Genomic DNA, 23,186 nt, shown 5'->3' with positions numbered 1-23,186 from the left:
GGTTTATATTCCTACTAGACGCGCGTAATAGGAAAGTTATCCTCACCCCCGGAATATCGGCCTAGGCTGATGGTCAGAGGCGCCGCTGGGGCGCCGAACACTGGAGGGGCGGCATGATCGCTGAAGCTCTCGAGGATATCTGGGCGATCACGCCCGACCCGCGCCGCGACCGCTTGGCCGCGGCCTTCGTCACCCACACCGTGGCCCTGGCCACCGGCGTCTCGCCGAACGCCATCGCCTCGCACGGACGCACCAGCAAGGCGGCGGCCCGGGCCCGGCAGATCGCCATCTACCTGGCCCATGTCAACTTCAACTGGCCGCTGATCCGGGTGGCCTTCGCCTTCAATCGCGACCGCACCACCTGCGGCCACGCCTGCAGCCGTATTGAGGACCTGCGCGAGGACCAGGCCTTCGACGCGCGGATGGCGGCGCTGGAGGCCTGCGTCAAGCAGGCGCCGGACACCATTCCGGAGCTGGCGGGGGCGTTCCGATGACCGCACCGGCGAGCGTGCGGGCCTTTGAGCAGGCGCTGGAGGCCGAGCGCCTGGCCGGCCGGGCGGCGCGGCTGCTGCAACGCCCGGGGGCGCTGATCGAGGTCAAGGGCCTGGGCTATGTGGTCCGCTTCGGACCGCGCCGGCGGGCCATGCTGAGCGTGGACGAGGCGGCGTTCCGGGTCCTGCTGCGCGACGAGGCGCTGGCGCCGCGCCGCGAAGGCGGCTGGTGCGCCGTCGTCCGGCGGTCGGCGCCGCCCGCCCCGCCGCCGGGCCGTCCCGGGGTGATCGAGGGCGAGCGGGTGGTCATCGAGGGCAGCGGCCAGCACGTGGTGCTGAAGGCCAATCTCGGCGAGTCGCCCCTGGCCTGGCTGGCCCGGCGCGGCGGCCTGGAACCGGTCGAGGCCGCGGCCGGCGAGCGCCTGCGCGAGGACTTCCAGCGGGCCGGCTCGGTGGGCCGCCTGACCATGGACTGGGACGCCCAGCCGCGCTCGGCCGGCGGCGGTCCGCGCCTCGATCCGGCGCTGCGGGCCCGGGCCGCCAAGGACCGCATCGCCGCCGCCCTGGAGGCGGTCGGGCCGGGCTTGCGGGAAATGCTGGAGCGGGTTTGCTTGGCCGAGACGGCGCTGCAGGTGGCCGAACGCGAACTGGGCCTGCCACGGCGGGCCGGCAAGACCGTGCTGAAGCTGGCGCTGCAGCGGCTGGCGATGCACTACCGGATGGGGTGAACATTGGAACCCCCGCCCCCTTGCGGGGCGGGGGCAGGGGGTGGGGGGTGTCGGCTCCGTATCGGCCGATGCAAGCGCCAACGCCCCCACCCCAACCCCTCCCCGCGAGGGGGAGGGGCTCAGCGTCAGTGTTTGAGCATATGCTTGATGCTGCTCATCTGGTCGTGGCCGGACTTCACCGAGGTCCAGGCCCGTTCGATCACCGCCCGGGTGCGGGTGTCGACGTCGGTGTCCTTCAGGGCCTTTTCGAACTTGGCCTTGATGAAGTCCTCGCCGGACTCGACCTCGTCGATCACCGCCTCGTCGCCCTTGGTCACGGCGTCCTTGAGATTGACGAAGGTGCGGTGGGCGGCGGCCAGGATGGTGCCGTCGTCCTTGGGCTCGCCGCCCAGGCGGCGGACCTCGTCCTGCAGTTCCGAGGCGATCGAGCGGCGTTCCTGGGCGCGCTGCTGGAACAGGGTCTTGTAGCGCACTGCGCTGGCGTCCTTGGCGGCCTCGGCATAGCCGTCGGCGCTGTCGATGGTGGTTTCGACCAGGCTGTTGACGAGTTTGATATGCTCTTCGTTGGTGTGGGGCATGTCGGTTCTCCTGTAGTCCAGGATGGGCCTAACGCGGCGCGCCGGGGGAAGGTTCGAACCGGCGCCGCAGGGGCGCGAACTTGTCGCCCAGGAAGGTCCAGGCCGTGGTGGCCGCCGCCAGGGCCGGGCCGCGGGTGCGGCGGTTGATCAGCAGGGCGGCGATCGCGCCGGCCCCGATCACGGCCAGGGCCAGCGGAACCTTGCGCCCGGCCAGGGTGATCCGGCCCTTGGCGTCTGGCTTCAGCGCGTAGTCGGCGGGGGCGAGGGGATCGACCGGCGCGGCCTTGGACAACAGGCCCGAGACCTTGTCGGAGATATTGGTCAGCAGGCCCTGCCGCGCGGCGGCGGGCGTGCCGTGGGCGTTGGCGGGCGTGCCGTAGGAAGCGTCATAGGCGGCCATGGGAAGGCTCCTTGGGAAGTGAGCCTCGATAACGCGGGGCTGGCGGGGTTGATCCCGCATGGCCCTCGTCGCCGGCTGAATACGGCGACGAGGGCGGCGTCAGTTGCTAGCGCAGGCCCCCGGAGACGACGATCACCTCGCCGGTCACCCAGCCGGCGTCGGCCGAGGCCAGGAAGGTCGCCACCGGGGCGATGTCGGTCGGCTGGCCCAGGCGGCCCAGCGGCGTCTGGGCGACCAGATGCTTCTCGAAGTCGGTCCCGATGATCCCGGCGTCATGCACCCCTTCGGTCTCGGTGCCGCCGGGGCTGATGGCGTTGACCCGGATGTTGCGCGGGCCCAGCTCCTTGGCCAGGATACGGGTGATGGCGTTCACCGAGGCCTTGGTGGCGGTGTAGACCGAGGCCGTCGGCAGGTTCAGCTCCACCGCGTTGGAGCTGATGTTGATGATGCTGCCGCCCTGCGGGCCGAACGCGCGGGCCGCCTCCTGGCTGGCCAGCAGCAGGCCCAGCACGTTGGTGTCGAACTGGCGGCGGAATTCGTCCTCGGTCACCTCGTCCAGCAGGGCGAAACTATAGACGCCGGCGTTGTTGACCAGCACGTCCACAGCGCCGAACGCGGCCTTGGTCTCGGCGAACAGACGGGTCACGTCGGCCGCCTTGGACACGTCGCCCTGCACCGCCACGGCCTTGCCGCCGGCGGCGACGATCTCGGCCACGACCTTGTCGGCGCCGTCGCGGCTGGTGGCGTAGTTGACCGCTACGGCCGCGCCCTCGGCGGCCAGCGCCTTGGCGACGCCGGCGCCGATGCCCTTGGATGCGCCGGTCACCACGGCGGTCTTGCCCTGCAGCTTGCTCACTTGAACTCTCTCCATCGCCCGAGGCCTGAGCGCCCGATCGGGTCGATTAGACATTTAGATAAGCATCTAATCGATTCAAGAGGCAGGGAGCGGCGGCGGCGGTCTTGCCGTCAGATCTCCGCGAGCTGGGCCAGATAGGCGTTGAGGACGTCGCGCTGCAGCACCAGGAAGGCGAACTTGCCTTCGCGGACGATGCGGATCAGGCCTGCGCCCTCCAGTTCCTTCATGTGGTGCGACAGGGTGGCGGCGGTGATGGGCAGGGTCTGGGCGATGCAGCCGCAGGCGGTCGGCGCGCTGTTGGCCCCGATCTCCTTGAGGATCTGCACCCGGCGCGGCTCGGCCAGGGCCTTGGCGATCAGGGTGACCTGTCGCTCGCTCAGCGGGGCGGCCGTCTGGGTGTCCATGATCGACATATGACGGCGGGAGGCCGCGGACGCAACGCCGAGGGCGGGAGGGGCGTCGTCAGTCTGGCGTCTCTCGCCCCATCACCGCCCCGACATGGGCGATGCCCAGTTCGCGGGCTCGGGCCGCCTGGCGGTGGCGCTCGGCGTAGCGGGCCTTGGCTTCGTCGTCGCGGGCCTCGAAGCAGGCCGGACAGGCGACGCCCTCGATGAAGTGCTCCGAGGCGCGGTCCTCGGGCCCGACCGGCATGCGGCAGCCCCGGCACAGGTCGTGGGTCCCCGGCGCCAGGCCGTGGCCGACGGCGACCCGCTCGTCGAACACGAAGCACTCGCCGCGCCACAGGCTGTCCTGCGCCGGGGTGGTCTCCAGGTAGTTGAGGATGCCGCCCTTCAGGTGGAAGACCTGTTTGATCCCCTCGCTTTTCAGGAAGGCGGTGGACTTCTCGCAGCGGATGCCGCCGGTGCAGAACATCGCCACCTTGGGCGGCGGGGCGGCCGGGTCCCAGGTCTGGCGGAAGGCCCGGAACCAGGCCGGGAAGTCGGAGAAGCTGGCGGTCTTGGGGTCGATCGCCCCCGCAAAGCTGCCGATCGCCGCCTCATAGGCGTTGCGGGTGTCGATCACCACCACGTCGTCCCGGGCGATCAGGGCGTTCCAGTCGTCCGGCTCGACATAGGTCCCGGCGTTGGCGGCGGGGTCGAGGTCGCCGGCCCCCAGGGTGACGATCTCGCGCTTGATCCGCACCTTCATGCGGTGGAAGGGCGGGGTCGGCGCCTGCGCGAACTTCAGTTCCAGCGTCCGGCAGCCGGGCAGGGCGCGGATGTGGTCCAGCACCCGGTCGACCGCCTCGGGCGTGCCGGCGATGGTGCCGTTGATCCCTTCGCGGGCCAGCAGCAGGGTGCCCTTGACGCCGAGGCCGCAGCACAGGGCGGCCAGCGGTCCCCGCAGGGCGGCGGGGTCCTCGAAGGTCGTGAAGCGGTAGAGGGCGGCGACGCGGAAGCTCATCGGCTGGCCAATAGGCCCAGAAGGCCGGCTTCTCAAGCCGCCCTGGAACCCTTGGCCAAACGCGGCCGTTGAATCGGCATGAGCATACTGATCGTCGTCCTCGTCGCCCTCATCCTGCTCGGCCTGGCGCTCTACGCCGTCCAGCGCAGCCCGATCCCGTCGCCGGTCAACTGGATGATCCAGCTGGTGCTGATCGTCATCGCCATCTGGTTCATCGGTTCCCGGGCCGGCTTCTTCTGACCCAAGCGACCCTCGCTAGCCGGCCGTGATCATCGTCCGACGATAGAGGTCCAGCAGCCCCTCGGCGTCGACCCCGACGGTGATCGCCTGGATCGGCTGGTCGTCCCAGGCGCTGGGGCCGAACAGTTCGCCCTCGACCTTCTGGCAGGTCTGGCCCAGGGCGATCCCCTCGGTGACGACCCGGATCGAACCGCGGCGGACCTGGAACAGCGACGGGTCGACGACATAGGCCACGGCGGCGGCGTCGTGCACGCAGCAGCCGACGATGCCGTCGCGCCCGCCATAGAAGGCGGAATAGGGCTTGGAGATGGCGTTGAGGAAGGCCCCGGCCGGGCCGGCGCCGGCCTCGAGCGCTTCCATATAGGCCGGGCTCATCACCACCTGGGTGGTGACGTCCAGGCTGACGGCGGTGACGAACCACGGGGCGGTGAACACCTGGTCGGCGGCCTCGGGGTCGTTCCAGATGTTGGCCTCGGCCACCGGGGTGACATTGCCGGGCTTGCCGGCCACGCCGAACGCCCCGCCCATGATCACCACGGCCTTGAGCAGGTGGGCGACCTCGGGATCAGCCTGCAGGGCCAGGGCGAGATTGGTCAGCGGGCCGACAGCGATCAGAGTGATCTCGCCGGGATGCTGGCGGGCCAGGTCGATGATCGCCTGGTGGGCCGGCTTGGCCTCGGGCTCGGCGGCGACCAGGCCGGTCAGTTCGACGTCGCCCAGGCCGTTCTCGCCGTGCACGAAGGTCGGCGAGGGGTTGCGCGGCCGGGTCAGCGGCTTGTCGGTTCCCTGGAACACCGGGGCCGTCAGGCCGAAGCGCTGCTTCAGATAGAGGGCGTTGCGGGTGGTGGTGTCGATGTCGGAATTGCCGAACACCGTGGTCACCGCCAGCAGGTCGAGGGCCGGGCTGGCCTTGATGAACAGCAGGGCCATGGCGTCGTCGATGCCGGGATCGGTGTCGAAGATGATCTTGGCGGTCGGGGTCGTCATCCGCGGGACTTTTCTCATCGTGGGGCGAGGGGGAAGGCCCCCTCAAACGAACCATGCTCCCGGCGCGAACCGGGAGCATGGCGGGACGATGGCAATCCTTCGGGGCCGCCCGGCCGCGAGGCCAGGCGGGTCTTCCAGATTACCGCTTGGCGCTGATCGAGACGCCGACGATCCGAGGCTCGTTGACGAAACCGGTGTTGTTGTTGAAGTCGATGCCGCCGCGCAGGTTCACCTCGTTGGTGAGGTTGCGGGCGAACACGGCCACCTCATAGGCGCCGTCCTGCTTGGCGTAGCCGAGCTTCAGGCCGCCTTCGAAGGAACCCCTGGAGTTGAACTCCCTGCTCTCGTACAGGAACAGGTTGGTGTAGCCCTGCTTGAACCAGTCGGTATAGGCGAACAGCTCGCCGTCGCCGATCGGATAGCTGTAGCGGGCGGTGAAGTTCAGCACATATTTCGGCGCGTTCGGGAACGGGTTGCCGTTGACCAGGGCCTGGCCGGACGCGTTGAGCGGATCGATCACGCTGCACTGGGCGCAGACCGCCACGGCCAGATCCTTGTCCTTGATCTTGGTGTGGTTGTAGCTGTAGCCGGCGGTCAGCAGCAGGTTCTGGGTGACCTTGAACTCGCCGTCGAACTCGACGCCGTAGGCCTGGCCCTTGTCGGCGTTGATCAGCAGGGTGTTGTTGCCGGCGCCGCCGATGGCGCTGAACTGCGGGTTCTTTTCCTCATAGGTGAAGGCCGCGCCGTTGAAGCGGATGCGGCGGTCGAGCAGTTCGCTCTTGAAGCCGACTTCGTACGACTGGATCGTCTCGGACTGCGCCACCGAGGCGGGGCTGAAGAAGACGATGTCGCGGCCCTGGATGGTCGGGCCGCGGAAGCCGCGGGCGGCGCGGGCGTAGACGCTGAAGTCGTCGGTCACGCCGTAGAAGGCCGACAGGTCCCACGAGACCTTGCCGTCCGACACCGAGACCTTCGGCGCGGTCGAGGCGACCACGGTCATGCTCTTGTCGTCGTCGGTGTAGCGCAGGCCGCCGGTGACCTTCAGCTTGGGGGTGATCTGGTAGGCGGCCTGGCCGAAGGCGGCCCAGGCGGTGTTCTTGTGGTTCAGCGTCGCCTTGTTGAAGCCGGCGTCGGTGGTGACCAGGAAGTCGGAGTGGAAATAGTAGCCGCCGACCTGCCAGGAGAACGGGCCGTCGGTATCGCTGGCCAGGCGGATTTCCTGGGTCAGCTGGTCCAGGTCGTCCAGGCCGTCCCGGGTGTCGGAATCGAACGGGATGAAGCCGGGGCCGACGCCGGCGACGCCGCCGTCGATGTCGCCGCGGCTGGAGCCGTGGGTGGTCTCGTAGGCGCTGATCGAGGTCAGCTTGGCGCCGCCGAAGTCGTGGTCGATCTTCATCGACAGGCCGGTGCCGTCATACGTCTGCGGGTTGTTGGCGCCGCCGTTGTAGAAGACCGAATCCCGGTCGAAGTTGCCGTTGATCTTGTTGCTGCCCTTGGTGAGGATGTTGGCGCGGAAGATCGCGGCCGTGCCGTCCAGCGAGCGGGTGTGGGCGTTCAGCAGGATGCTGGTGTCTTCGTCGGGCGTCAGCAGCACCTGCAGGCGGGCGGCCTTTTCGTCATAGCCGCCCATGGCGTCCTTCACGTGGGTGAAGGTGTTGTCGATGTAGTCGTCGCGGTGCTGGTAGAGCACCGAGGCGCGCACCGCGACCTTGTCGGGGATCAGCGCCCCGCCGACGCCGGCTTCGAAGGTCGCCGAGTTGTGCGTGCCGTAGGTGGCCGTGGCGTTGGCCTTGAAGGCCTGGCTCGGCTTGACGCTGTCGAACTTGACGATGCCGGCCGTGGTGTTGCGGCCAAACAGCGTGCCTTGCGGGCCGCGCAGCACTTCGACCTGCTCCACGTCGAAGATCGGCGTGCTCTTCAGCACGACGTTTTCCATGACCACGTCGTCGACGATCACCGAGACCGGCTGCGAGGCGGCCAGGTCGAAGTCGGCGTTGCCCAGGCCGCGAATGTAGAAGCGCGGCGCGGCGCGGCCGTTGGAGGATTCGATGTACAGGCCCGGGACGCGGCTCGACAGGGCCAGCACGTCCTCGCCGGCGGCGAACAGGGCGTCCAGCTTCTCGCCCGACACGGCGGCGACCGAGACCGGCACCTCCTGGATGTTTTCCGACCGCTTCTGGGCGGTGACGATCACGTCGTCGAGGGTGACGGAGGCTTCCTGGGCGAAGGCCGGGGCGGCGAGGCCGGCGACCAGGATCAGGGCGGCGAGGGCGCCGCCGTTGCGAAGGCGCAGCTTGGCGGAGGTGGTCATGTCATATCCCCTTCATGCGTCGGCGGCCCGACATCTGAGGGTGCAATGCACAATCATCGCGGTGATTCCAAAGCTTTGATGACGCGATGGTCGTCGCTTGATGAAGTTTTGCCACGGGATGTCACTATTTGACCACGCCGTGAGCCCGGCGCCCAAAAGCAGGTCATAAGTCAGAATTTTATTACTTATGGACACTGTCCGGGCGGCTTTTCGCTTAGGCTGAAGGGGTCCGACGAGGGGGCTGCGCTCGGTCACTTGACGTTTTTGGCGACAAAGTCGCCGGTCGCCGCGATCAGGTCGTCGACGGTCCTGGTCTCCTCGAAGATGTTGAACACGTGGTCCATCGGGCGCACCCACAGTTCGCCCGGCCCTCGATGATGGGTCAGCAGCAGCTGGCCGGATTGGGGTTGCGGATAGATGGTGGTGTCCTTGGTTCCCACCGCCACGAAGACCGGTCCCGGATAGGTGGCGAGTTCCGCGACCGGGTCGATGTCGAAGAGATCCTGGAAGTAGGTCGGCTTCAGCGCGGTTTCGACGCCCCAGGGCAGCTTGATCGCGATGACCTGGCTCCCGCCGGCCAGGCCCGCCTTGACTGCATCGACCCCGAAAACCAGTTCGATCGTGCCGGCGGGGGAAGACAGCGGATTCCACAGCGCGACCGCCTTGAGGGGATGCGTCGTCCTTCCGGCGGCGGTCGCGGCCACGGCCCCGCCCTGGCTCCAGCCGACCAGGGCGATCTTCGTCGGGTCGATGGATTTTTCCGTCTGCAGAAAGTCGATGGCCGCCAGCGCATCCTTGACCTGGCCGGAGATCGTCGTGTCTTCGAAGGCCCCGTCACTGTCGCCGCCGCCGCGGAAGTCGATCCGCAGGCTCGCCAGGCCCCTGGCCGCCCAGGCGTCGGCGGCGCGTTCATAGACGCCCTGCTTCAGCGAGGGGATCTGGACTTCGTTGCGGCTGCCCTTGAAGCCATGCAGCAGCAGGACCACCGGCGGCGCGGCGACGCCTTCGGGGAGCTCCAGCGTACCGACCACCTTCTGGCCGTCGACCTGGAACGAGACGATCTTCTGCACGGGCGCGGCTTGAGCCGCGCCCAGGGACGACAGCAGAAAGAGCGCTACGGCGAGGGTTTTGACGGGGCGCATCTGGGGTCCTGTTCGATCGCGGCGGGCATGGCGTTCAAAGGCGGTTCGCTTACGGCGCAAGGCGCTGGTCGACGCCGTCCTGCAGCAGCGAGACGTGGGCGCTGACGATCTTCCAGCCGGTCTCGGTGCGGACCCAGGCCTGGCTCTGGCGGCCGGGACGGCTGGCCCCCTCGCGCAGGAACTCGACATTGGCGACGGCGAAATCCTGGCCGAAGGTGGTGATTTCCGTGCGCAGGCGCTGGCGCTGCGGCGAGCCGCCGGAGCGGCCGACCCGGAAGGCGGCGATCGCCTCGAAGCCGTAGAGGTTCTCGGCCACGCCGTAGCGCACCGTCTGCGGCGCGTCGCGGAAGAAGCCGTCCAGGGCCTCGACGTCGTTGGTCATCAGCGCCGTCTCATAGGCGTCGACGGCGGCGGTCACCTGGGCCAGCACGGGCGGATCGTTGATCGTCATGCGGGCTCCGGGGCCAGGGGCGGCGGACGGTGGGCGGCGACGACGCCGGCCTGCTCCAGCCGCAGGGCCGCGGCCAGGGCCAGGTCCTCGCGCCAGGCCGGGGCGATGATTTGCACCCCGATCGGCGGCTTGCCCGGCCGGTTGACCGGGGCGGCCACCACCGGCAGGCCGATATAGCTGATCGGCTGGGTGTAGGCGCCCAGGTTCTTGCGCACCGACACCGCCTGGCCGTCCATGTCCATGGTCGCCTGGCCGATGCCGGGAGCCGGGCAGACCGAGGCCGGGGCCAGCAGGATATCGTAGTCCTCGAACACCCCGGCGACGGCGTCGCGGAACAGCGGGCGATAGCGGCGGGCGGTCTCGGCCACGCCGTCCGGCAGCAGGGCGCCGGCCAGCAGCCGGTCGCGAACGGCCGGGTCGTAGTCGAGGGCCCGGACCTTGAGGTCGTCCAGGTGCAGGTGGCCGCCCTCGGCGGCGGTCAGGCAGAAGGCGGCGGCGCGGGCCTGTTCGGCCCCCGGCAGCTCGACGCCGCGCCGGGCCTGCAGGGCGTCGGCGACGATCTCCAGGGCCTCCAGCACCTCCGGAAAGGCGCCCTGCGCGAACCAGCCGCCCAGCACGCCGACGCGAAGGGGCGCGTCGGCGACAGCTTGCAGGCGAGGGGCGCCCGGTTCGGCGGGCCGACGGCAGAGCGGGTCCAGCGGATCGGCGCCCTGCATCAGGTCGTAGGCGAGGGCCAGATCCGCGACCGACCGCGCGAACGGGCCGATGTGGTCCAGGCTCTCGACAAAGGGGAAGGCGCCCTGGCGCGACAGCCGGCCCAGGGTGGGTTTCATTCCGAACACCCCGCACAGGCTGGCGGGGATGCGGATCGAGCCATTGGTGTCCGAACCCAGGGTCAGCGGCACCAGGCCGGCGGCCACCGCGGCGGCCGAGCCGCCCGACGAGCCGCCGGCGATGCGGGTCAGGTCGTGCGGGTTGCGGGTCGGGCCGTCATGGGCGTTCTCGGTGACGAAGCCGTAGGCGAACTCGTCCATGTTCAGCGCCCCGACCAGCACCGCCCCGGCGGCGGTCAGGCGCTGGACGGCGGTGGCGTCGCGGGCCGCCGGCGGGGCGTCGCGGCGGATCTTGGAGCCGGCGACCGTGGTCACGCCCTCGACGTCGAACAGGTTCTTGACCGCGAACGGCGCGCCGGCCAGCGGGCCCGCCGGACGGCCGGCGGCGAGGTCGGCGTCGATCGCGTCGGCCTGGGCCAGGGCGCGCTCGGCGAACACGGCCGTGAAGGCGTTGAGGGCGCGGTTATGGGCCGTGATGCGGGCCAGGGCGGCCAGGGTCTCGGCCCGGGCGGTGGTCGCGCCGGCGCGGACCTCGGCGGCGATGGCCTGGGCCGAGCGGAAGCTGGCGGCGCTCATGGCTCGAAGGCCTCGGGGGCGGCCGACGTGTCGGAAGCGTCGGCGAAGGTCGCGGCCTGGCGGCGCAGCAGGGTCAGGTTCTCGACCACGCCCGGGCGGCAGGCGGCCGGCAGGGCCAGGCCCAGCGCCGCGGCCCGGGCGTCGGCATAGGCCGCGACGGCGTCGTCAGACAGGGCGAGAAAGGCTGCGAGCGCCGGATCGGCCGCCATGCGGGCGAGCTCCACAAGTAAGAAAAATCTTCATAACGGGAACCGGCCGCCGCTGCTAGGGTGCGGCGGTCCGAACGCCGCCGACGCCCAGGGGCGCGTCACCTGCGAAGCTTCGGCGCCCGCAGGATGGGCGCCGGAGGCCGTCGCGGGCGCTGGCGGCGGCCAGGGCTAGGGCCTGGGGGCGCAACGGCGCCAACTGCGCAACAGGTAATAGAAGGCTTACTTCATGCGGCATCATCTGGCCTCGACCCCGAACACCGTGCGCTTCGGGATCTTCGACGCCGCCTTCGACCCGGTCCTGACCGTCGATCCCGGCGACACGGTGGTGGTCGACTGCGTGTCGGGCGGTCCCGAGGTGATGCCGCCGCCGGAACTGGGCCTGGCGATCCCGCCGGCCCTGCAGGCGATCCACGACGCCCGGCTGGAGCGGATGGGGCCGCACATCCTGACCGGTCCGGTGGCGATCCGCGGCGCCGAGCCCGGCGACACCCTGGAGGTGCGGATCGAGGCGATCGAGCCCAATAACAGCTGGGGCTATTGCGCCGTCCGGCCGCTGGCCGGGACCTTGCCGGAGGACTTCCCCGACCGTTATGTCAGCCACATCGCCGTCGACGCCGCGGCCGGAACCTGCAAGCCCAGCTGGGGCCCGACCCTGCCGCTGCGGCCGTTCTTCGGCACCGCCGGCGTCGCCCCGCCGCCACGCTACGGCAAGATCTCCAGCCGCGAGCCGCGCGAGCACGGCGGCAACATGGACTGCAAGGAGCTGACCGCCGGTTCGACCCTGCTCCTGCCGGTCTGGGTCGCGGGCGCCAACTTCTCGGTCGGCGACGGCCACGGCCGCCAGGGCGACGGCGAGGTCTGCGTCAACGCCCTGGAGATGGGCCTGACCGGGACCTTCACCTTCGTGCTGCACAAGGCCGCCGAGGTCGGCGTCCGCGCCTGGCCGAGCGCCGAAACCCCGACTCACTTCATCACCCTGGGCTTCAACGAGGACCTCGACCTGGCCATGAAGCAGGCCCTGCGCGGCATGATCGACCTGATCGTCGCCCGCTCGGCCCTGACCCGCGTGCAGGCCTACCAGTTCTGCTCCCTGGCCGTGGACTTCCGCGTCACCCAGACGGTGAACGGCGAGAAGGGCGTGCACGGCATGCTGGAGAAGGGCGTGCTGTTTTAGGGGCTCCCGTCCCCTTCGATGGGCCGGACGGCCGCCGACGGTCCGATGGCGTCAGCGCGGCGCCTTGTCGGGTCGGTAGTCCTGCGGCAGGCCGAGAATCCGTTCGGCGACGGTGTTGAGCAGCATCTCGTCGGTGCCGCCGGCGATACGCAGGGTCGGCTGGTCCATCCACGACATGGCGAAGTCGGTCTTGGGCCGCGGATGGGCCGTGGCGTCGAAGCGCAGGCCCTGGGCGCCCAGCAGGTCCAGGGCGCAGATCGCCACATCGCGGCGGCCGCGGGAGCCGACCAGCTTGTGGATCGAGCCCTCGGGTCCCGGCTCGCGCCCGGCCGCCAACTCCATCACCGACTTCTCGTGGATCGACGACAGGGCCTGCTGGGTGGCGTAGGCCCGGGCGATGACGGCGCGCACCCGGCCGTCCTCTGTGGCCGGACGGCCATTGAGGCGGGCGGCGCGGGCCACGGCGACCAAGGCCTCCAGCGGCGGACCAAAACCCGTCTCGTCGGCGGCGGCGGTGTAGCGCTCGATCATCAGGGTCTCGACCGCCAGCCGGAAGCCGGCCCCGACCTCGCCCAGCCGCCAGGCGTCGGGGATGCGCACGTCGTCGAAGAAGACCTCGTTGAACTCCTCGGCTCCGTGCAGTTGCTTGATCGGGCGCACGGTGACGCCCGGGGCCTTCAGGTTGACGAAGAAATAGGTCAGGCCGCGATGCTTGGGGGCGTCGGGGTCGGAGCGGGCGACGATGACGCCGTAGTCCGAATATTGCGCGAAGGTGGTCCACACCTTCTGGCCCGACAGGATCCAGTCGTCGCCGTCGCGGACGGCGCGGGTGCGCACCGCGGCCAGGTCCGAGCCGGTCGAGGGTTCGGAAAACAGCTGCGACCACATCTCCTCGCCGCGCAGGGCCGGCGGCACGAAGCGGGCCTTCTGCTCGGGCGTGGCGTAGCGTAGCATCATCGGGATCGGCATCGACAGGCTGATGACGAAATAGGCCGAGGGGAAGCCGCGGGCGGCCTCTTCCTCGACGAACAGCACCTGCTCGATCTGGCTGAGGCCGGCCCCGCCGTATTCAGTGGGGAAGGTCAGGCCGGCGAAGCCCGCCGCCGCCTTGGTCGCCTGCCAGCGGCGGGCCAGGGCCACGTCGTCGTCCAGCGACAGGCCCAGGCGCGCGGCCTGGCCGAACCTGGCGACGTGCGGCTCCATGAAGGCGATCGCGCGGGCCCGGAAGGCCTCCAGGGCCGGAGACAGGGCGGTCATGCGGCGACCTCCTTGGCGGCGAGGGCGAGGACCCGTTCGGCCACGATGTCTTCCCAGGGACCCGTCGCGCCCAGTTCGAGCGCCAGGGCCCGGCCGCGGCGGTAGAACAGGTGCAGGTCGTGCTCCCAGGTCACGCCGATGGCGCCATGGGTCTGGATCGCCTCGCGGGCGGCCAGTTCGCTGGCCTCGATCGCCGACAGCCGCGCCGCCCCGGCCCGGAGCACCAGGTCGTCGGCGTCGTCGCGCAGGGCCAGGACGGCGCGCAGGGCGTTGCCGCGGGCCAGCTCGTTGGCGACATAGATCTCGGCGATGCGGTGCTTGACGGCCTGGAACTTGCCGATCGGCTGGCCGAAGGCTTGGCGCTCGTTGGCGAACGCCCGGGCCCGCTCCAGGCAGGCCTCGGCGACGCCCAGCTGTTCGAAGGCGACGACCACGGCGACCCGGGCCAGCAGGTCCAGGGCGGCGCCGGCCGGGTCCGCTGCGGCGAGCACCGTGGCCGGCGCGCCGTCGAAGCTCAGGTCGGCGTAGCCGCGGCTGTTGTCGAAGGTCTGCACCGCCGCGCGCCGGGTCCGCTCGCCGAGTTCGACCAGGACCAGGACGTCGCTTCCATTCGCCACATCGCGGGCCAGGGTGACCAGCAGCCCGGCCTGCAGGCCGGCGGCGACCGGGCCCAGGGCGCCGTGCAGTCCGCCGTCGCGCAGCACCGGCAGCTCGCCGCCCTCCAGAGCTGCCGACAAGTGGACGGCGCCGATCGTCTCGCCCGCGGCCAGGCCCGGCAGGTGGGTGACCCGGGCCAGCGACCCGCCGTAGCGGCGCAGGGCTTCGCTGACGCCGAAGCTGGTCGACAGGAACGGCGCGCCGGCGGCGAACCGGCCGGCGACCTGAACGGTCAGGCAAAGCTCGATGGGACCGAGGCCCAGGCCGCCATGCTCCTCGGCGACGGTGATCGCCGTCCAGCCCATCTCGCGGCAGCCGGTCCAGAACACCTCGTCATAGGCGCCGGTCCGCTCCAGCAGCGCGCGCAGCCGGTCGGGGGAAAAGCCGTCGCCGAGCCGGCGTTCGGCCTCCTGGACGATCTGGCGGTGGTCGTCGTCGAGCAGGAAGGCCATGGGCGGGTCCTAAAGGCCTTTCGCGATCAGGGCCGGGGCGTCTTTCCAGCCCTTGCCCTCGGCGACCAGGCGTTCCAGCAGCTTCGACGGTCCCCAGCGGGTCTGGCCGTTCTCGGCCCCCAGGATGCGGGCCGTCTCCAGCACCTTGTCCAGGCCGATCTGCTCGCCCCAGAACATCGGCCCGCCGGTGTGGATCGGGAAACCGTAGCCGTTGACCCAGGCGACGTCGATGTCGCTGGCGCGGATGGCGACGCCTTCCTCCAGCTCCTTGGCGCCTTCGTTGACCAGCGGGTGGAACAGCCGGGCAAGGATCTCCTCGTCGGTGAAGGCGCGCTGCTCAATGCCCTGGCGCTCGGCCTCGGCGGCGATGATCGCCACGGCCTCCGGGTCGGGCAGGCGGTCGCGGCCCTCGTAGCGGTAGAAGCCCGAGCCGGAGCGCTGGCCGATGCGGCCGGCCTCGACCATCCGCTCGACAAGTTCGGGCATGCGCTCGTCGGCGGGCAGGGTCTTCTTGCGCACGGCCCGGACATTGACGGCCTGGGCCATGCCGGCCAGGTCGCGCATGGCCAGCGGGCCCATGGCCATGCCGAAGGCCTCGGCGACACGGTCGATCTGTTCCGGCGTCGCCCCGCGCTCCAGCATGTATTCGGCGTTGACGGTATAGTACTGCAGCATGCGGTTGCCGATGAAGCCGTCGCAATTGCCGGCCAGCACCGGCGCCTTGCCGATCTGCTTGCCCAGGGCCATGACCGTGGCGATGGTCTCGGGACTCGTCGCCGAGCCGCGCACCGCCTCCAGCAGCTTCATCACATTGGCCGGGCTGAAGAAGTGGGCTCCGATCACCTTGTCGGGCCGGCTGGTGGCCGAGGCGATTTGGTCGATGTCCAGGGACGAGGTGTTGGTGCCGAGGATGGCGTGCGGCGACGTGGCCTGGTCGAGGAGGGCGAAGATCTTCTGCTTCAGCGCCATGTCCTCGAACACCGCTTCGATGGCCATGTCGACGTCGCCCAGGTCGTCATAGCCGCCGACCGGCTGGATGCGGCCCAGGCGTTCGTCCATCTGGGCCTGGGTGATCGAGCCGCGCGACAGCGAGGTCTCATAGGTCTTGCGCACCGCCGCCATGCCGCGGTCCAGCGCCTCGGCGTCGATGTCTAGCAGCTTGACGGCCAGGCCGGCGTTGGCCAGCGACATGGCGATGCCGCCGCCCATCAGCCCCGAGCCGATCACCACCACCTTGCGGATCGGCAGCGGCTTCACCCCGGCCGGAACGTCGGGGATCTTGCGGGCCTCGCGCTCGGCGAAGAAGTAGTGGATCAGGGCCTTGCGCTGGTCGCTGGCCATCAGTTCGGCGAAGGCCTGGTCCTCGAAAGCCTTGGCCTCGGCGAACGACCGGTTGGTGGCGGCCTCGATGACGTCGACGATGCGGGCGGGGGCGGTCTGGCCGCGCCATTTCTTGCGGTTCTGGGCGCGGAAGGTCTCGAACACCTTCGAATCGACGCCGGTGACCTTGTCGTTGCGATCGCGCACCGGCGGCGGCGCGCCCTCGGCCGCCAGCTTCAGGGCGTAGGCGACGGCCTCGGCGCGCAGGTCCTCGACGATGGCGTCGACAATGCCCAGGCGGACGGCTTCAACCGCGCCAATGTGGCGGCCGCTGGTGACCGCCTCCAGGGCGACCTCGACGCCGGTCAGGCGCGGCAGGCGGATCGTGCCGCCGGCGCCGGGCAGCAGGCCCAGCTTGACCTCCGGCAAGCCGACCTTGGCCGAGGCGACCGCGACCCGGGCATGGGCCGTCAGGGCCAGCTCCAGGCCGCCGCCCAGGGCGGTGCCGTGGAGAGCGGCGACGATCGGCTTGGCGCTGGCCTCGAACCGCGCCTGCACGGTCTGCAGCCGGGGCTCGGCGGCGCTGTTGGGGGTGCCGAACTCGCTGATGTCGGCCCCGGCGATGAAAGTGGTCCCGCCGCCGATCACCACGATCGCCTTGACCGCCGGATCGGCCAGGGCGCGGGCCACGCCGTCGGCCAGGCCGGTGCGGACCGCCAGGCTGAGGGCGTTGACCGGCGGGTAGGCGACGGTCAGCACCGCGACCTCGTTCTCGATGGCGTATTCGACGGCGGGCATGGGAACTCCGGTGGCTTGACGATTGTCTTACGCGCCGCGGGAAGGGCGCCTCAACCTCGCGGGTCTCCTTGATCGCGAATACGATAGGGCGGCCCCGCAAGCGCCTTGGCGCTCGCCGATCGGCCGCGGCTGGGGGAACAGTGGCGGCGAAACGCAGGGGAGGCCCACGATGGCGAAGTTCGATCTGAAGGCGGCGATCGCCCGGGCCGAGGCCCACGCCCTGGCGGCCGGCGCCCTGCTGCCGCTGGTCCTCGAGCAGCGGGTCATCGCGGACGCGGGCCTGACCTTCTCGGTCGAATGGCTTTCGACCCTGGCGATGAAGGACCTGGCGGGCAAGGTCCCGCGGGCCGGCGACCGGTCCTCGACCAACCCGTTCCTGCCGTTCGAGCAGGACCTGTTCGTCGCCGACCTGTCGGACAGCCATGTGGCCATCCTCAACAAGTTCCAGTCCTTCGCCGGGCACCTGGTGCTGATCACCCGCACCTTCGTCGAGCAGGCCGCGCCGCTGACCCGCGCCGACCTGGAGGCCTGCGCCCTGATGCTGGCCCAGTCGCCGGGACTGGTGTTCTTCAACAGCGGCAGCGCGGCCGGGGCCAGCCAAAGGCATCGCCACCTGCAGTTCATCCCCGACTACCACCCGCCGCTGGCCCCGGCGGTCCAGGCCCCGGCGACGCCGTGGACGGCGGGCCGTTCGCCCGCCCTGCCGTTCGCCCACCGGCTCTACGGGATCCCGGCCGGGACCTTCGATGACTTGGCGACGGCGAGCGAGCGGCTGCTGGCCGCCGTGGAGAACGCCTACGCCATGTTGGAGCCGCAGGACGGACCTGAGCTGGCGGCCTATAACCTGCTGATCACCCGCGACTGGCTGATGGTCGTGCCGCGCCGGACCGAGACGGCGGCCGGGGTGTCGCTTTCGGCCCTGGGCTTCGCCGGGCTGATCGGCCTGCGCTCGCCCGACCAGTTCGAGGCCGTCCAGGCGTTCGGCCCGATGGCGATGCTGGTCGAGGCGGCGGGAACGGCCGCCGCCCCGGATCAGTAGAGGCGGGCGAGCAGGGCCTTCTCGAACGGGATGCGCTCGTCCATCCGGCCGTCGCGGACCTTGTCGGCCCAGTCGGGGTCGGCCAGCAGGGCGCGGCCGACGGCGATGATGTCGAATTCTCCGGCCTCCATCAGCGCCTCGACGCGTTCGACGCCGTCAAGGCCGGCGTCGGCGAAGCTGACGGTGTCGCTGTTGATCTGTCCCGGGGCGGTCTTGGCGGTCGAGGCCACCCCCGCCAGGCCGACGCTGCCGACCGCGATCACCGGCTTGCCGGTGATGTCGCGGGTCCAGCCGGCCAGGCTGCGCGCGGACAGGTCCTTGAAGCCCGGCTCCCAGAAGCGGCGGGTCGAGGCGTGGAACAGGGTGACGCCGGCGTCCGACAGCGGGCCCAGCAGGGTTTCGAGCTCCTGCGGGGTCTGGGCCAGCTTGGCGCGGTAGTCCTGCTGCTTGAACTGCGACCAGCGGAACGACAGCGGGAAGTCGGGACCGACCGCCGCGCGGATGGCCTTGACCACCTCGATCCCGAACCGGGCCCGGGCGGCCAGGGTGGGGCCGCCCCACGGATCGTCGCGGCGGTTGGTCTCGTGCCAGAAGAAGGTGTCGATCAGGTAGCCGTGGGCGGCGTGCAGCTCGACGCCGTCGAAGCCCAGCGCCTGGGCGTTGGCCGCCGCCAGGGCGTAGGCGGCGATGACGTCGGCGATGTCCGTCTCGGTCATCGGCTTGGTCAGGTGGGCGGTGTTCTCGAAGGCGTTGAGGTTTTCGGAGGGGCCGAAGCCGGGCACCTCGCGGTCCGGCGCCATGCCGATCTCGCGGAAGCTGCCGGTGTGCCAAAGCTGCGGCATGATCTTGCCGCCCTCGGCGTGGACGGCGTCGGCCACGCGCTTCCAGCCGGCCAGCGAGGCCTCGCCGTAGAAGCGGGGCACGTTCTCGTAGCTGTGGGCCGAGGGGTGGCCGATATAGGTCGCCTCGGTGACGATCAGCCCGACCCCGCCGCGGGCCCGCCGGGCGTAGTACTGCACCATATCGTCGTGCGGGATCTCGTCGGGGCAGAAGTATCGCGACATCGGGGCCATCGCGATGCGGTTCTTCAAGGTCAGCGGACCCAGGGTGAGCGGCCGGAACAGCGGGCCTTTGTCGTCGCCGGAGCCGGCCGTCATGTGGTCTTCCCTGAAGCGGAACCTGGGGGCCGACTCTGACGTCGCGGTCCTGGGTTCGCCAGCGCGGCGGGGCGATCATCGCATTTCCGATCAACCGCGCGCCGGCTTCGGCCGCAGGCTTGGGCGATATATATCTCTGGGCGACAGCGCCGCACCAGACGGCGTTCCCCGGGACTAGGAAACACCGAGCATGCTCGACGACGCCTCCGATCCTTCCGACGCGATCGCCCTCAATCCGTCGGGCAACAGCGTCGCGTATCAGAGGGACAATGTCGCCAAATGGAGCGACCGGCCATTCCTGGACGCGGTGGAAACCGTCTCGCGGGCCGAGATCGACGCTCTGCAGGAGAAGAAGCTGCTGGAGCAGCTGGCCTGGGTGGCGACCCGGTCGGCGGTGGTGCGCGACGTCTGGAGCGCGGCCGGCGTCGACCCGCTGAGCATCACCTCCCTGGCCGACTTCAAGGCCCGCGCGCCGTTCATGGACAAGGACACCCTGCGGGCGTTCCGCGACCGCACCGGCGACCCGTTCGGCGGGGTGCTGTGCGTCGATCGGGCCGAGGTCCACAACATCGGCTCCAGCTCCGGCACCACCGGCGATCCGACCATCTTCGCCGAGCGCTGGAACCGGCCCTATGAGGGGCCGTTCACGCCGCGGGAATACTGGCACCTGGGCCTGCGTCCCGGCGACTATGTGCTGGAGCTGAGCACGGTGCTGCGGGGCGTGGCCCACCGCATCACCCGCGCCGCCGGGGCCATCCCGCTGATGCTCAACCACGATCCCAACGAGGTCGAGCAGGCGGTCGAATGGATCCTGAAATACCGGCCGACCATCTTCTTCATGCTGTCCTCGCCGGTGATCTATGGCCTGGAGCGGCTCGAGCGCGAGAAGGGCGTCGACATGGTCGACCTGTTCTCCAGCTTCAAGGCCTGCATCTATGGCGGCGAACCGATCGGGCCGCGCATGCAGCGCACCCTCGACCGCTGGGGCGTCAAGGTGTTCGAGTTCTCCAGCCTGGGCGATTCCGGCACGATCTGGGAATGCCAGGCCAAGGACGGCTTCCACGCCTGGGAGGACATCGCCATCGTCGAGGTGCTGGAGCCGGGCAGCGATCGCCCGGTGGCCGACGGCGAGGGCGGCGAGTTGGTGGTCACGGCCCTGCACAACCGCACCGACCCCCTGATCCGCTACCGCTCCGGCGACTTCGTCCGCTACACCAACGCGCCCTGCGCCTGTGGTCGCGAGCATGTCCGGCTGTGGCTGGCGGGACGGCTGGGCGACGAGGTGGTGGTCGACGGCGTCTCGGTCCTGCCGCGCGACATCTGGACGGCGGTCGAGGAGGTGCCGGAAACCGCCGCCGCCCTGTTCCAGATCATCCGCCCCCAGCGCGAACTGACCGAGCTGAAGCTGCGGGTCGGCTATGACGGCGAGCCCGACCTGGACGATGTCGCCCGCCGGGTCGCCGACCAGGTCGAGGCGCGCATCAAGGTCCGCCCCACGGTCGAACTGATCCCCAACAGCGAGCTGATCAAGCTGGGCCCGCCCCACAAGATCCCGCGCGTCGCAAAGGCCTGAGGATGTCCATCGCCACCCTGGAAAGCCCGCCCCTGACGTCGGCGGCCCTGACCTTCGATGATCCGGACGCGATCTGGGCGGTCGGCGGCGCGCCGACGGCCGGCGGCCTGGCCCATTATCCGCTGTCGAACCGCGACGTCCGCGCCGACGCCGCCTGGGCCCGCCGGCAGCTGGCCGCCCTGAGCGTCGGGTCCGGGTCGCTGATCGACCTGGTCCATAACTACAGCGAAAGCGGCCAGTTCTGGCCCTATTACCTGGCGGCGATCGAGCTGGGGGCCCAGGTGATGAACGGCATGGCCACGCCGTGGGACGTCGGCCGCATCGAGATGTACGTCCGGCGGTTCCCCCTGCAGGCCGTGCTCGGGGTCAGCCCGCAGACCATCGAGGGCATGGCCGCCTTCGGACTGGACGCCGCCCGGGTGCTGGGCGGGCTGCCGGTGGTCGGGGCGCGAGACGCGGCGGCCACGGCGCTGGAGGCGCTGGGGCTGCATCCGCAGCGGATGACGATCCTGGGGCCGATGATCCTGTTCACCGCGCCCGGCCAGGCCGACGCTCCTTATGACGCCGCCGAATGGCGCCTCGAGGCCGACGTCGAGGGCCGGATCCTGGTGAGTTCGGGACCCGAACGCGCGGCCCGCTTCGACCGGCTCGACACCGGCCTGCGGGGCAGCGTCGCCGACGGCAGGGTCCGCCTGGAGCCTGCGGCATGACGACCGACCCGGTGCTGGCCCGGCTGGACCGGATAGAATCCCACCTGGCCATCCAGCAACTGGCCGTCCGCTACGCCATGGCCGTCGACCGGCGCGATATCGACGAGTGGCTGGGGATGTTCGTCGAGGACATCGACTGCGGCCGGCGGGGCAGGGGACGCGAGGCGCTGCGCGGCTTCATCGAACCGGCGGTGCGCGACTTCTACCGCACGGTCCACACCATCACCGGCCACGCCATCGACCGCATCGACGGCGACGTCGCCGAGGGCCGGGTCTATTGCCGGGCCGAGCACGAGTTCGGCGACCGCTGGATCGTCCAGGCCATCTGCTATTTCGACACCTATGAGCGGCGCGACGGGACCTGGTACTTCGCCCGCCGGATCGAGGACTTCTTCTACAGCTGCGACGTCGCCGAACGGCCGCAGGAGGTCGATTTCGCCCGCTGGCCCGGGCCGGCGCCCAAGCACGCTCCGCCGATGATGCTGCCGCGCTTCCCGACCTGGAAATGCTTCTGGGCCGAGGCCGACGTCTCGGCGATCACCCGGCGTCCGGACCCCAGCTAGGCGTTTCACGCCAGACACGAGCGGCCCCGGCCTTGCACGCCGTCATCCAGGGCGTTGGAAACGGCGCCGTTGTGGGACGGGGCAGATGACCACCTGGATCGACATCGACGCCAAGACCCGGCGACCGCGCCGGACGGTGGGGCGAAAGGTCGCGCGGCCGGCGCGGCCGCCGAGACTGGCCCCCTGGCAGCGGCGCCCGTTCGCCTGGCTGCTGACCACCTGGGCCTTCTTCGCCCTGGTCCTGCTGGCGATCGTCGCCACCATCTAGAGTCCGCCCTTCGGCCCCGGTCCGGCCGGAAGCGGCGCGCCCCGAACCCGACATGAAAGCGAGTTAACGGGCGAATGCTTGCTCCCGTCGTAAACCCCGTCTAGCTAGGCGCGTCGGGGTTCGTCCGAGCCCATTCTGTCGAGAGCTCCTCCGCGCATGACCGAAACCGCCGAAACCGAAGTCCCGGAAGAGAAGACCGGGGCGGTCAAGGAGTTCATCGAGATCGTCAAGACGGTCGCCTACGCCCTGGGCATCGCCCTGGTGCTGCGGGTGCTGCTGTTCCAGCCGTTCACGATCCCGTCGGCGTCGATGGAGCCCAACCTCTACCAGGGCGACTACATCATCGTCAGCAAGTTCAGCTACGGCTGGTCCAAGCACTCGATCCCGTTCAGCCCGCCGCTGTTCGACGGCCGCATCCTGGGCAAGGCGCCCCGCCGCGGCGACATCGTGGTGTTCAAACTGCCGCGCGACCCCCATGTCGACTACATCAAGCGCCTGATCGGCCTGCCCGGCGACAAGGTGCAGGTGCGCGGCGGCGTGGTCTACATCAACGGCAAGATCCTGCCGCGCAAGGAAATGCCCTCGGCCCTGGTCGACACCGGCTACGGCACCATCCGCGCCGGCCGCTTCGAGGAGACCAATCCCGAGGGCCGCAAGTACCTGACCCAGGATTACGGCCCCGACGGCGAGAGCGACAACACCGGCGTCTACACCGTGCCGGAGGGCTGCTACTTCTTCATGGGCGACAACCGCGACAACAGCCTCGACAGCCGCTTCAACCCGGGCGTCTCGCCGTTCAAGACCGGTCCGGGCGTTTGCAAGTGGGACTACGCCAACGACCAGTACATCGGCATGCAGGAAGGGGTCGGCTTCGTGCCGGCCGAGAACCTGGTGGGCCGCGCCCAACTGATCCTGCTGTCGTGGAACGCCGACGCCCACCTGTTCAAGCCCTGGACCTGGTTCATGGACGCCCGGCCCAGCCGCTTCTTCCGCGTCCTGAAATGACCGCCAA

The 23,186-nt window shown here is 70.2% G+C and carries 25 protein-coding genes; 10 read left to right on the top strand and 15 right to left on the bottom strand.

Annotated features, from left to right (window positions below; all coding sequences use genetic code 11):
• Positions 1–113 precede the first annotated feature (113 nt).
• Positions 114–494, top strand: coding sequence for a helix-turn-helix domain-containing protein (locus ACIPQB_RS20760; protein ID WP_446487155.1), 381 nt, complete (start codon positions 114–116; stop codon positions 492–494).
• Positions 491–1,219 carry a DUF6456 domain-containing protein gene (locus tag ACIPQB_RS20755; RefSeq protein ID WP_446487154.1) on the top strand — a complete coding sequence of 243 codons (729 nt, stop codon included), beginning with the start codon at positions 491–493 and terminating at the stop codon, positions 1,217–1,219. The genes ACIPQB_RS20760 and ACIPQB_RS20755 overlap by 4 nt, the downstream gene beginning before the upstream one ends.
• Before the next feature lie 125 nt (positions 1,220–1,344).
• Here ACIPQB_RS20755 and ACIPQB_RS20750 read toward each other — a convergent pair whose 3' ends face one another.
• The 5 genes from ACIPQB_RS20750 to trhO form a co-directional block, all read right to left on the bottom strand.
• Positions 1,345–1,797 (bottom strand): ferritin-like domain-containing protein, encoded by a 453-nt coding sequence (locus ACIPQB_RS20750; protein ID WP_446487153.1) that lies wholly within the window; start codon positions 1,795–1,797, stop codon positions 1,345–1,347.
• A 28-nt stretch (positions 1,798–1,825) separates the two neighbouring features.
• The gene (locus ACIPQB_RS20745; protein ID WP_446487152.1) at positions 1,826–2,197 is read right to left on the bottom strand and encodes a hypothetical protein; all 372 of its coding nucleotides are present in this window, start codon (positions 2,195–2,197) and stop codon (positions 1,826–1,828) included.
• Between the two features lie 106 nt (positions 2,198–2,303).
• A complete protein-coding gene (locus tag ACIPQB_RS20740) occupies positions 2,304–3,053 on the bottom strand; it encodes a glucose 1-dehydrogenase (protein WP_446487151.1) in 750 nt (249 codons plus the stop codon).
• Positions 3,054–3,163: 110 nt separating this feature from the next.
• The gene (locus ACIPQB_RS20735) at positions 3,164–3,457 is read right to left on the bottom strand and encodes an ArsR/SmtB family transcription factor (RefSeq protein ID WP_446487150.1); all 294 of its coding nucleotides are present in this window, start codon (positions 3,455–3,457) and stop codon (positions 3,164–3,166) included.
• 58 nt (positions 3,458–3,515) lie between these two features.
• A complete protein-coding gene (gene trhO, locus ACIPQB_RS20730) occupies positions 3,516–4,457 on the bottom strand; it encodes an oxygen-dependent tRNA uridine(34) hydroxylase TrhO (RefSeq protein WP_446487149.1) in 942 nt (313 codons plus the stop codon).
• A 78-nt stretch (positions 4,458–4,535) separates the two neighbouring features.
• On the opposite strand from trhO, the gene ACIPQB_RS20725 reads away from it, so the two are divergent.
• Positions 4,536–4,697, top strand: coding sequence for a hypothetical protein (locus tag ACIPQB_RS20725; protein ID WP_446487148.1), 162 nt, complete (start codon positions 4,536–4,538; stop codon positions 4,695–4,697).
• 15 nt (positions 4,698–4,712) lie between these two features.
• On the opposite strand, the gene ACIPQB_RS20720 is transcribed toward ACIPQB_RS20725, so the two are convergent.
• The 6 genes from ACIPQB_RS20720 to ACIPQB_RS20695 all read right to left on the bottom strand — a co-directional run bounded on the left by ACIPQB_RS20720 (position 4,713) and on the right by ACIPQB_RS20695 (position 11,206).
• A complete protein-coding gene (locus ACIPQB_RS20720) occupies positions 4,713–5,684 on the bottom strand; it encodes a nucleoside hydrolase (protein WP_446487147.1) in 972 nt (323 codons plus the stop codon).
• A 139-nt stretch (positions 5,685–5,823) separates the two neighbouring features.
• The gene (locus tag ACIPQB_RS20715) at positions 5,824–7,995 is read right to left on the bottom strand and encodes a TonB-dependent receptor (protein WP_446487146.1); all 2,172 of its coding nucleotides are present in this window, start codon (positions 7,993–7,995) and stop codon (positions 5,824–5,826) included.
• Between the two features lie 251 nt (positions 7,996–8,246).
• Positions 8,247–9,137 carry an alpha/beta hydrolase family protein gene (locus ACIPQB_RS20710; RefSeq protein ID WP_446487145.1) on the bottom strand — a complete coding sequence of 297 codons (891 nt, stop codon included), beginning with the start codon at positions 9,135–9,137 and terminating at the stop codon, positions 8,247–8,249.
• Between the two features lie 49 nt (positions 9,138–9,186).
• The gene (gene hpxZ, locus ACIPQB_RS20705) at positions 9,187–9,588 is read right to left on the bottom strand and encodes an oxalurate catabolism protein HpxZ (RefSeq protein ID WP_446487144.1); all 402 of its coding nucleotides are present in this window, start codon (positions 9,586–9,588) and stop codon (positions 9,187–9,189) included.
• The gene (locus ACIPQB_RS20700; protein WP_446487143.1) at positions 9,585–10,997 is read right to left on the bottom strand and encodes an AtzE family amidohydrolase; all 1,413 of its coding nucleotides are present in this window, start codon (positions 10,995–10,997) and stop codon (positions 9,585–9,587) included. Before ACIPQB_RS20700 ends, hpxZ begins: the two co-directional genes overlap by 4 nt.
• Positions 10,994–11,206 (bottom strand): AtzG-like protein, encoded by a 213-nt coding sequence (locus tag ACIPQB_RS20695; RefSeq protein ID WP_446487142.1) that lies wholly within the window; start codon positions 11,204–11,206, stop codon positions 10,994–10,996. Before ACIPQB_RS20695 ends, ACIPQB_RS20700 begins: the two co-directional genes overlap by 4 nt.
• Positions 11,207–11,432: 226 nt before the next feature.
• On the opposite strand from ACIPQB_RS20695, the gene ACIPQB_RS20690 reads away from it, so the two are divergent.
• Positions 11,433–12,380, top strand: a complete 948-nt coding sequence (locus ACIPQB_RS20690; RefSeq protein WP_446487141.1) for an acetamidase/formamidase family protein — start codon at positions 11,433–11,435, stop codon at positions 12,378–12,380.
• A 51-nt stretch (positions 12,381–12,431) separates the two neighbouring features.
• On the opposite strand, the gene ACIPQB_RS20685 is transcribed toward ACIPQB_RS20690, so the two are convergent.
• From ACIPQB_RS20685 to ACIPQB_RS20675, 3 genes are read right to left on the bottom strand one after another with little or no spacing between them, the layout of a single operon-like run.
• On the bottom strand, positions 12,432–13,637 hold the full coding sequence (locus tag ACIPQB_RS20685; RefSeq protein WP_446487140.1) for an acyl-CoA dehydrogenase family protein: 1,206 nt from the start codon (positions 13,635–13,637) through the stop codon (positions 12,432–12,434).
• Positions 13,634–14,746, bottom strand: coding sequence for an acyl-CoA dehydrogenase family protein (locus ACIPQB_RS20680; RefSeq protein ID WP_446487139.1), 1,113 nt, complete (start codon positions 14,744–14,746; stop codon positions 13,634–13,636). Before ACIPQB_RS20680 ends, ACIPQB_RS20685 begins: the two co-directional genes overlap by 4 nt.
• 9 nt (positions 14,747–14,755) lie before the next feature.
• A complete protein-coding gene (locus tag ACIPQB_RS20675) occupies positions 14,756–16,864 on the bottom strand; it encodes a 3-hydroxyacyl-CoA dehydrogenase NAD-binding domain-containing protein (RefSeq protein ID WP_446487138.1) in 2,109 nt (702 codons plus the stop codon).
• Positions 16,865–17,033: 169 nt separating this feature from the next.
• Here ACIPQB_RS20675 and ACIPQB_RS20670 point away from each other — a divergent pair, with 169 nt between their 5' ends.
• Positions 17,034–17,903, top strand: a complete 870-nt coding sequence (locus tag ACIPQB_RS20670; RefSeq protein ID WP_446487137.1) for a hypothetical protein — start codon at positions 17,034–17,036, stop codon at positions 17,901–17,903.
• Here ACIPQB_RS20670 and ACIPQB_RS20665 read toward each other — a convergent pair.
• Positions 17,897–19,060, bottom strand: a complete 1,164-nt coding sequence (locus tag ACIPQB_RS20665) for an NADH:flavin oxidoreductase (protein WP_446487136.1) — start codon at positions 19,058–19,060, stop codon at positions 17,897–17,899. The genes ACIPQB_RS20670 and ACIPQB_RS20665 overlap by 7 nt on opposite strands.
• A gap of 190 nt (positions 19,061–19,250) precedes the next feature.
• On the opposite strand from ACIPQB_RS20665, the gene ACIPQB_RS20660 reads away from it, so the two are divergent.
• The 5 genes from ACIPQB_RS20660 to lepB all read left to right on the top strand — a co-directional run bounded on the left by ACIPQB_RS20660 (position 19,251) and on the right by lepB (position 23,179).
• Positions 19,251–20,633: a phenylacetate--CoA ligase family protein gene (locus ACIPQB_RS20660; RefSeq protein WP_446487135.1), complete on the top strand. Its 1,383-nt coding sequence runs from the start codon at positions 19,251–19,253 to the stop codon at positions 20,631–20,633.
• Positions 20,634–20,635: 2 nt separating this feature from the next.
• Positions 20,636–21,343, top strand: coding sequence for a hypothetical protein (locus ACIPQB_RS20655; protein ID WP_446487134.1), 708 nt, complete (start codon positions 20,636–20,638; stop codon positions 21,341–21,343).
• Complete coding sequence (locus tag ACIPQB_RS20650; protein ID WP_446487133.1) at positions 21,340–21,906, top strand: nuclear transport factor 2 family protein; 567 nt, start codon at positions 21,340–21,342, stop codon at positions 21,904–21,906. Before ACIPQB_RS20655 ends, ACIPQB_RS20650 begins: the two co-directional genes overlap by 4 nt.
• Before the next feature lie 85 nt (positions 21,907–21,991).
• Positions 21,992–22,174, top strand: coding sequence for a hypothetical protein (locus ACIPQB_RS20645; RefSeq protein WP_446487132.1), 183 nt, complete (start codon positions 21,992–21,994; stop codon positions 22,172–22,174).
• A gap of 156 nt (positions 22,175–22,330) precedes the next feature.
• On the top strand, positions 22,331–23,179 hold the full coding sequence (lepB, locus tag ACIPQB_RS20640; RefSeq protein WP_446487131.1) for a signal peptidase I: 849 nt from the start codon (positions 22,331–22,333) through the stop codon (positions 23,177–23,179).
• The last annotated feature ends 7 nt before the right edge of the window (positions 23,180–23,186 follow it).

The organism is Caulobacter sp. LARHSG274 (genome assembly GCF_052871235.1).
The sequence above is the reverse complement of the archived record's forward strand: the minus strand, read 5'-3'. Positions and strand labels throughout refer to the sequence as shown.

Coding starts and splice junctions, on each gene's coding strand:
- ACIPQB_RS20760 (WP_446487155.1), top strand. CDS start 114: ATGATCGCTGAAGCTCTCGAGGATATCTGGGCGATCACGCCCGACCCG.
- ACIPQB_RS20755 (WP_446487154.1), top strand. CDS start 491: ATGACCGCACCGGCGAGCGTGCGGGCCTTTGAGCAGGCGCTGGAGGCC.
- ACIPQB_RS20750 (WP_446487153.1), bottom strand. CDS start 1,797: ATGCCCCACACCAACGAAGAGCATATCAAACTCGTCAACAGCCTGGTC.
- ACIPQB_RS20745 (WP_446487152.1), bottom strand. CDS start 2,197: ATGGCCGCCTATGACGCTTCCTACGGCACGCCCGCCAACGCCCACGGC.
- ACIPQB_RS20735 (WP_446487150.1), bottom strand. CDS start 3,457: ATGGACACCCAGACGGCCGCCCCGCTGAGCGAGCGACAGGTCACCCTG.
- trhO (WP_446487149.1), bottom strand. CDS start 4,457: ATGAGCTTCCGCGTCGCCGCCCTCTACCGCTTCACGACCTTCGAGGAC.
- ACIPQB_RS20725 (WP_446487148.1), top strand. CDS start 4,536: ATGAGCATACTGATCGTCGTCCTCGTCGCCCTCATCCTGCTCGGCCTG.
- ACIPQB_RS20720 (WP_446487147.1), bottom strand. CDS start 5,684: ATGACGACCCCGACCGCCAAGATCATCTTCGACACCGATCCCGGCATC.
- ACIPQB_RS20715 (WP_446487146.1), bottom strand. CDS start 7,995: ATGACCACCTCCGCCAAGCTGCGCCTTCGCAACGGCGGCGCCCTCGCC.
- ACIPQB_RS20710 (WP_446487145.1), bottom strand. CDS start 9,137: ATGCGCCCCGTCAAAACCCTCGCCGTAGCGCTCTTTCTGCTGTCGTCC.
- hpxZ (WP_446487144.1), bottom strand. CDS start 9,588: ATGACGATCAACGATCCGCCCGTGCTGGCCCAGGTGACCGCCGCCGTC.
- ACIPQB_RS20700 (WP_446487143.1), bottom strand. CDS start 10,997: ATGAGCGCCGCCAGCTTCCGCTCGGCCCAGGCCATCGCCGCCGAGGTC.
- ACIPQB_RS20695 (WP_446487142.1), bottom strand. CDS start 11,206: ATGGCGGCCGATCCGGCGCTCGCAGCCTTTCTCGCCCTGTCTGACGAC.
- ACIPQB_RS20690 (WP_446487141.1), top strand. CDS start 11,433: ATGCGGCATCATCTGGCCTCGACCCCGAACACCGTGCGCTTCGGGATC.
- ACIPQB_RS20685 (WP_446487140.1), bottom strand. CDS start 13,637: ATGACCGCCCTGTCTCCGGCCCTGGAGGCCTTCCGGGCCCGCGCGATC.
- ACIPQB_RS20680 (WP_446487139.1), bottom strand. CDS start 14,746: ATGGCCTTCCTGCTCGACGACGACCACCGCCAGATCGTCCAGGAGGCC.
- ACIPQB_RS20675 (WP_446487138.1), bottom strand. CDS start 16,864: ATGCCCGCCGTCGAATACGCCATCGAGAACGAGGTCGCGGTGCTGACC.
- ACIPQB_RS20670 (WP_446487137.1), top strand. CDS start 17,034: ATGGCGAAGTTCGATCTGAAGGCGGCGATCGCCCGGGCCGAGGCCCAC.
- ACIPQB_RS20665 (WP_446487136.1), bottom strand. CDS start 19,060: ATGACGGCCGGCTCCGGCGACGACAAAGGCCCGCTGTTCCGGCCGCTC.
- ACIPQB_RS20660 (WP_446487135.1), top strand. CDS start 19,251: ATGCTCGACGACGCCTCCGATCCTTCCGACGCGATCGCCCTCAATCCG.
- ACIPQB_RS20655 (WP_446487134.1), top strand. CDS start 20,636: ATGTCCATCGCCACCCTGGAAAGCCCGCCCCTGACGTCGGCGGCCCTG.
- ACIPQB_RS20650 (WP_446487133.1), top strand. CDS start 21,340: ATGACGACCGACCCGGTGCTGGCCCGGCTGGACCGGATAGAATCCCAC.
- ACIPQB_RS20645 (WP_446487132.1), top strand. CDS start 21,992: ATGACCACCTGGATCGACATCGACGCCAAGACCCGGCGACCGCGCCGG.
- lepB (WP_446487131.1), top strand. CDS start 22,331: ATGACCGAAACCGCCGAAACCGAAGTCCCGGAAGAGAAGACCGGGGCG.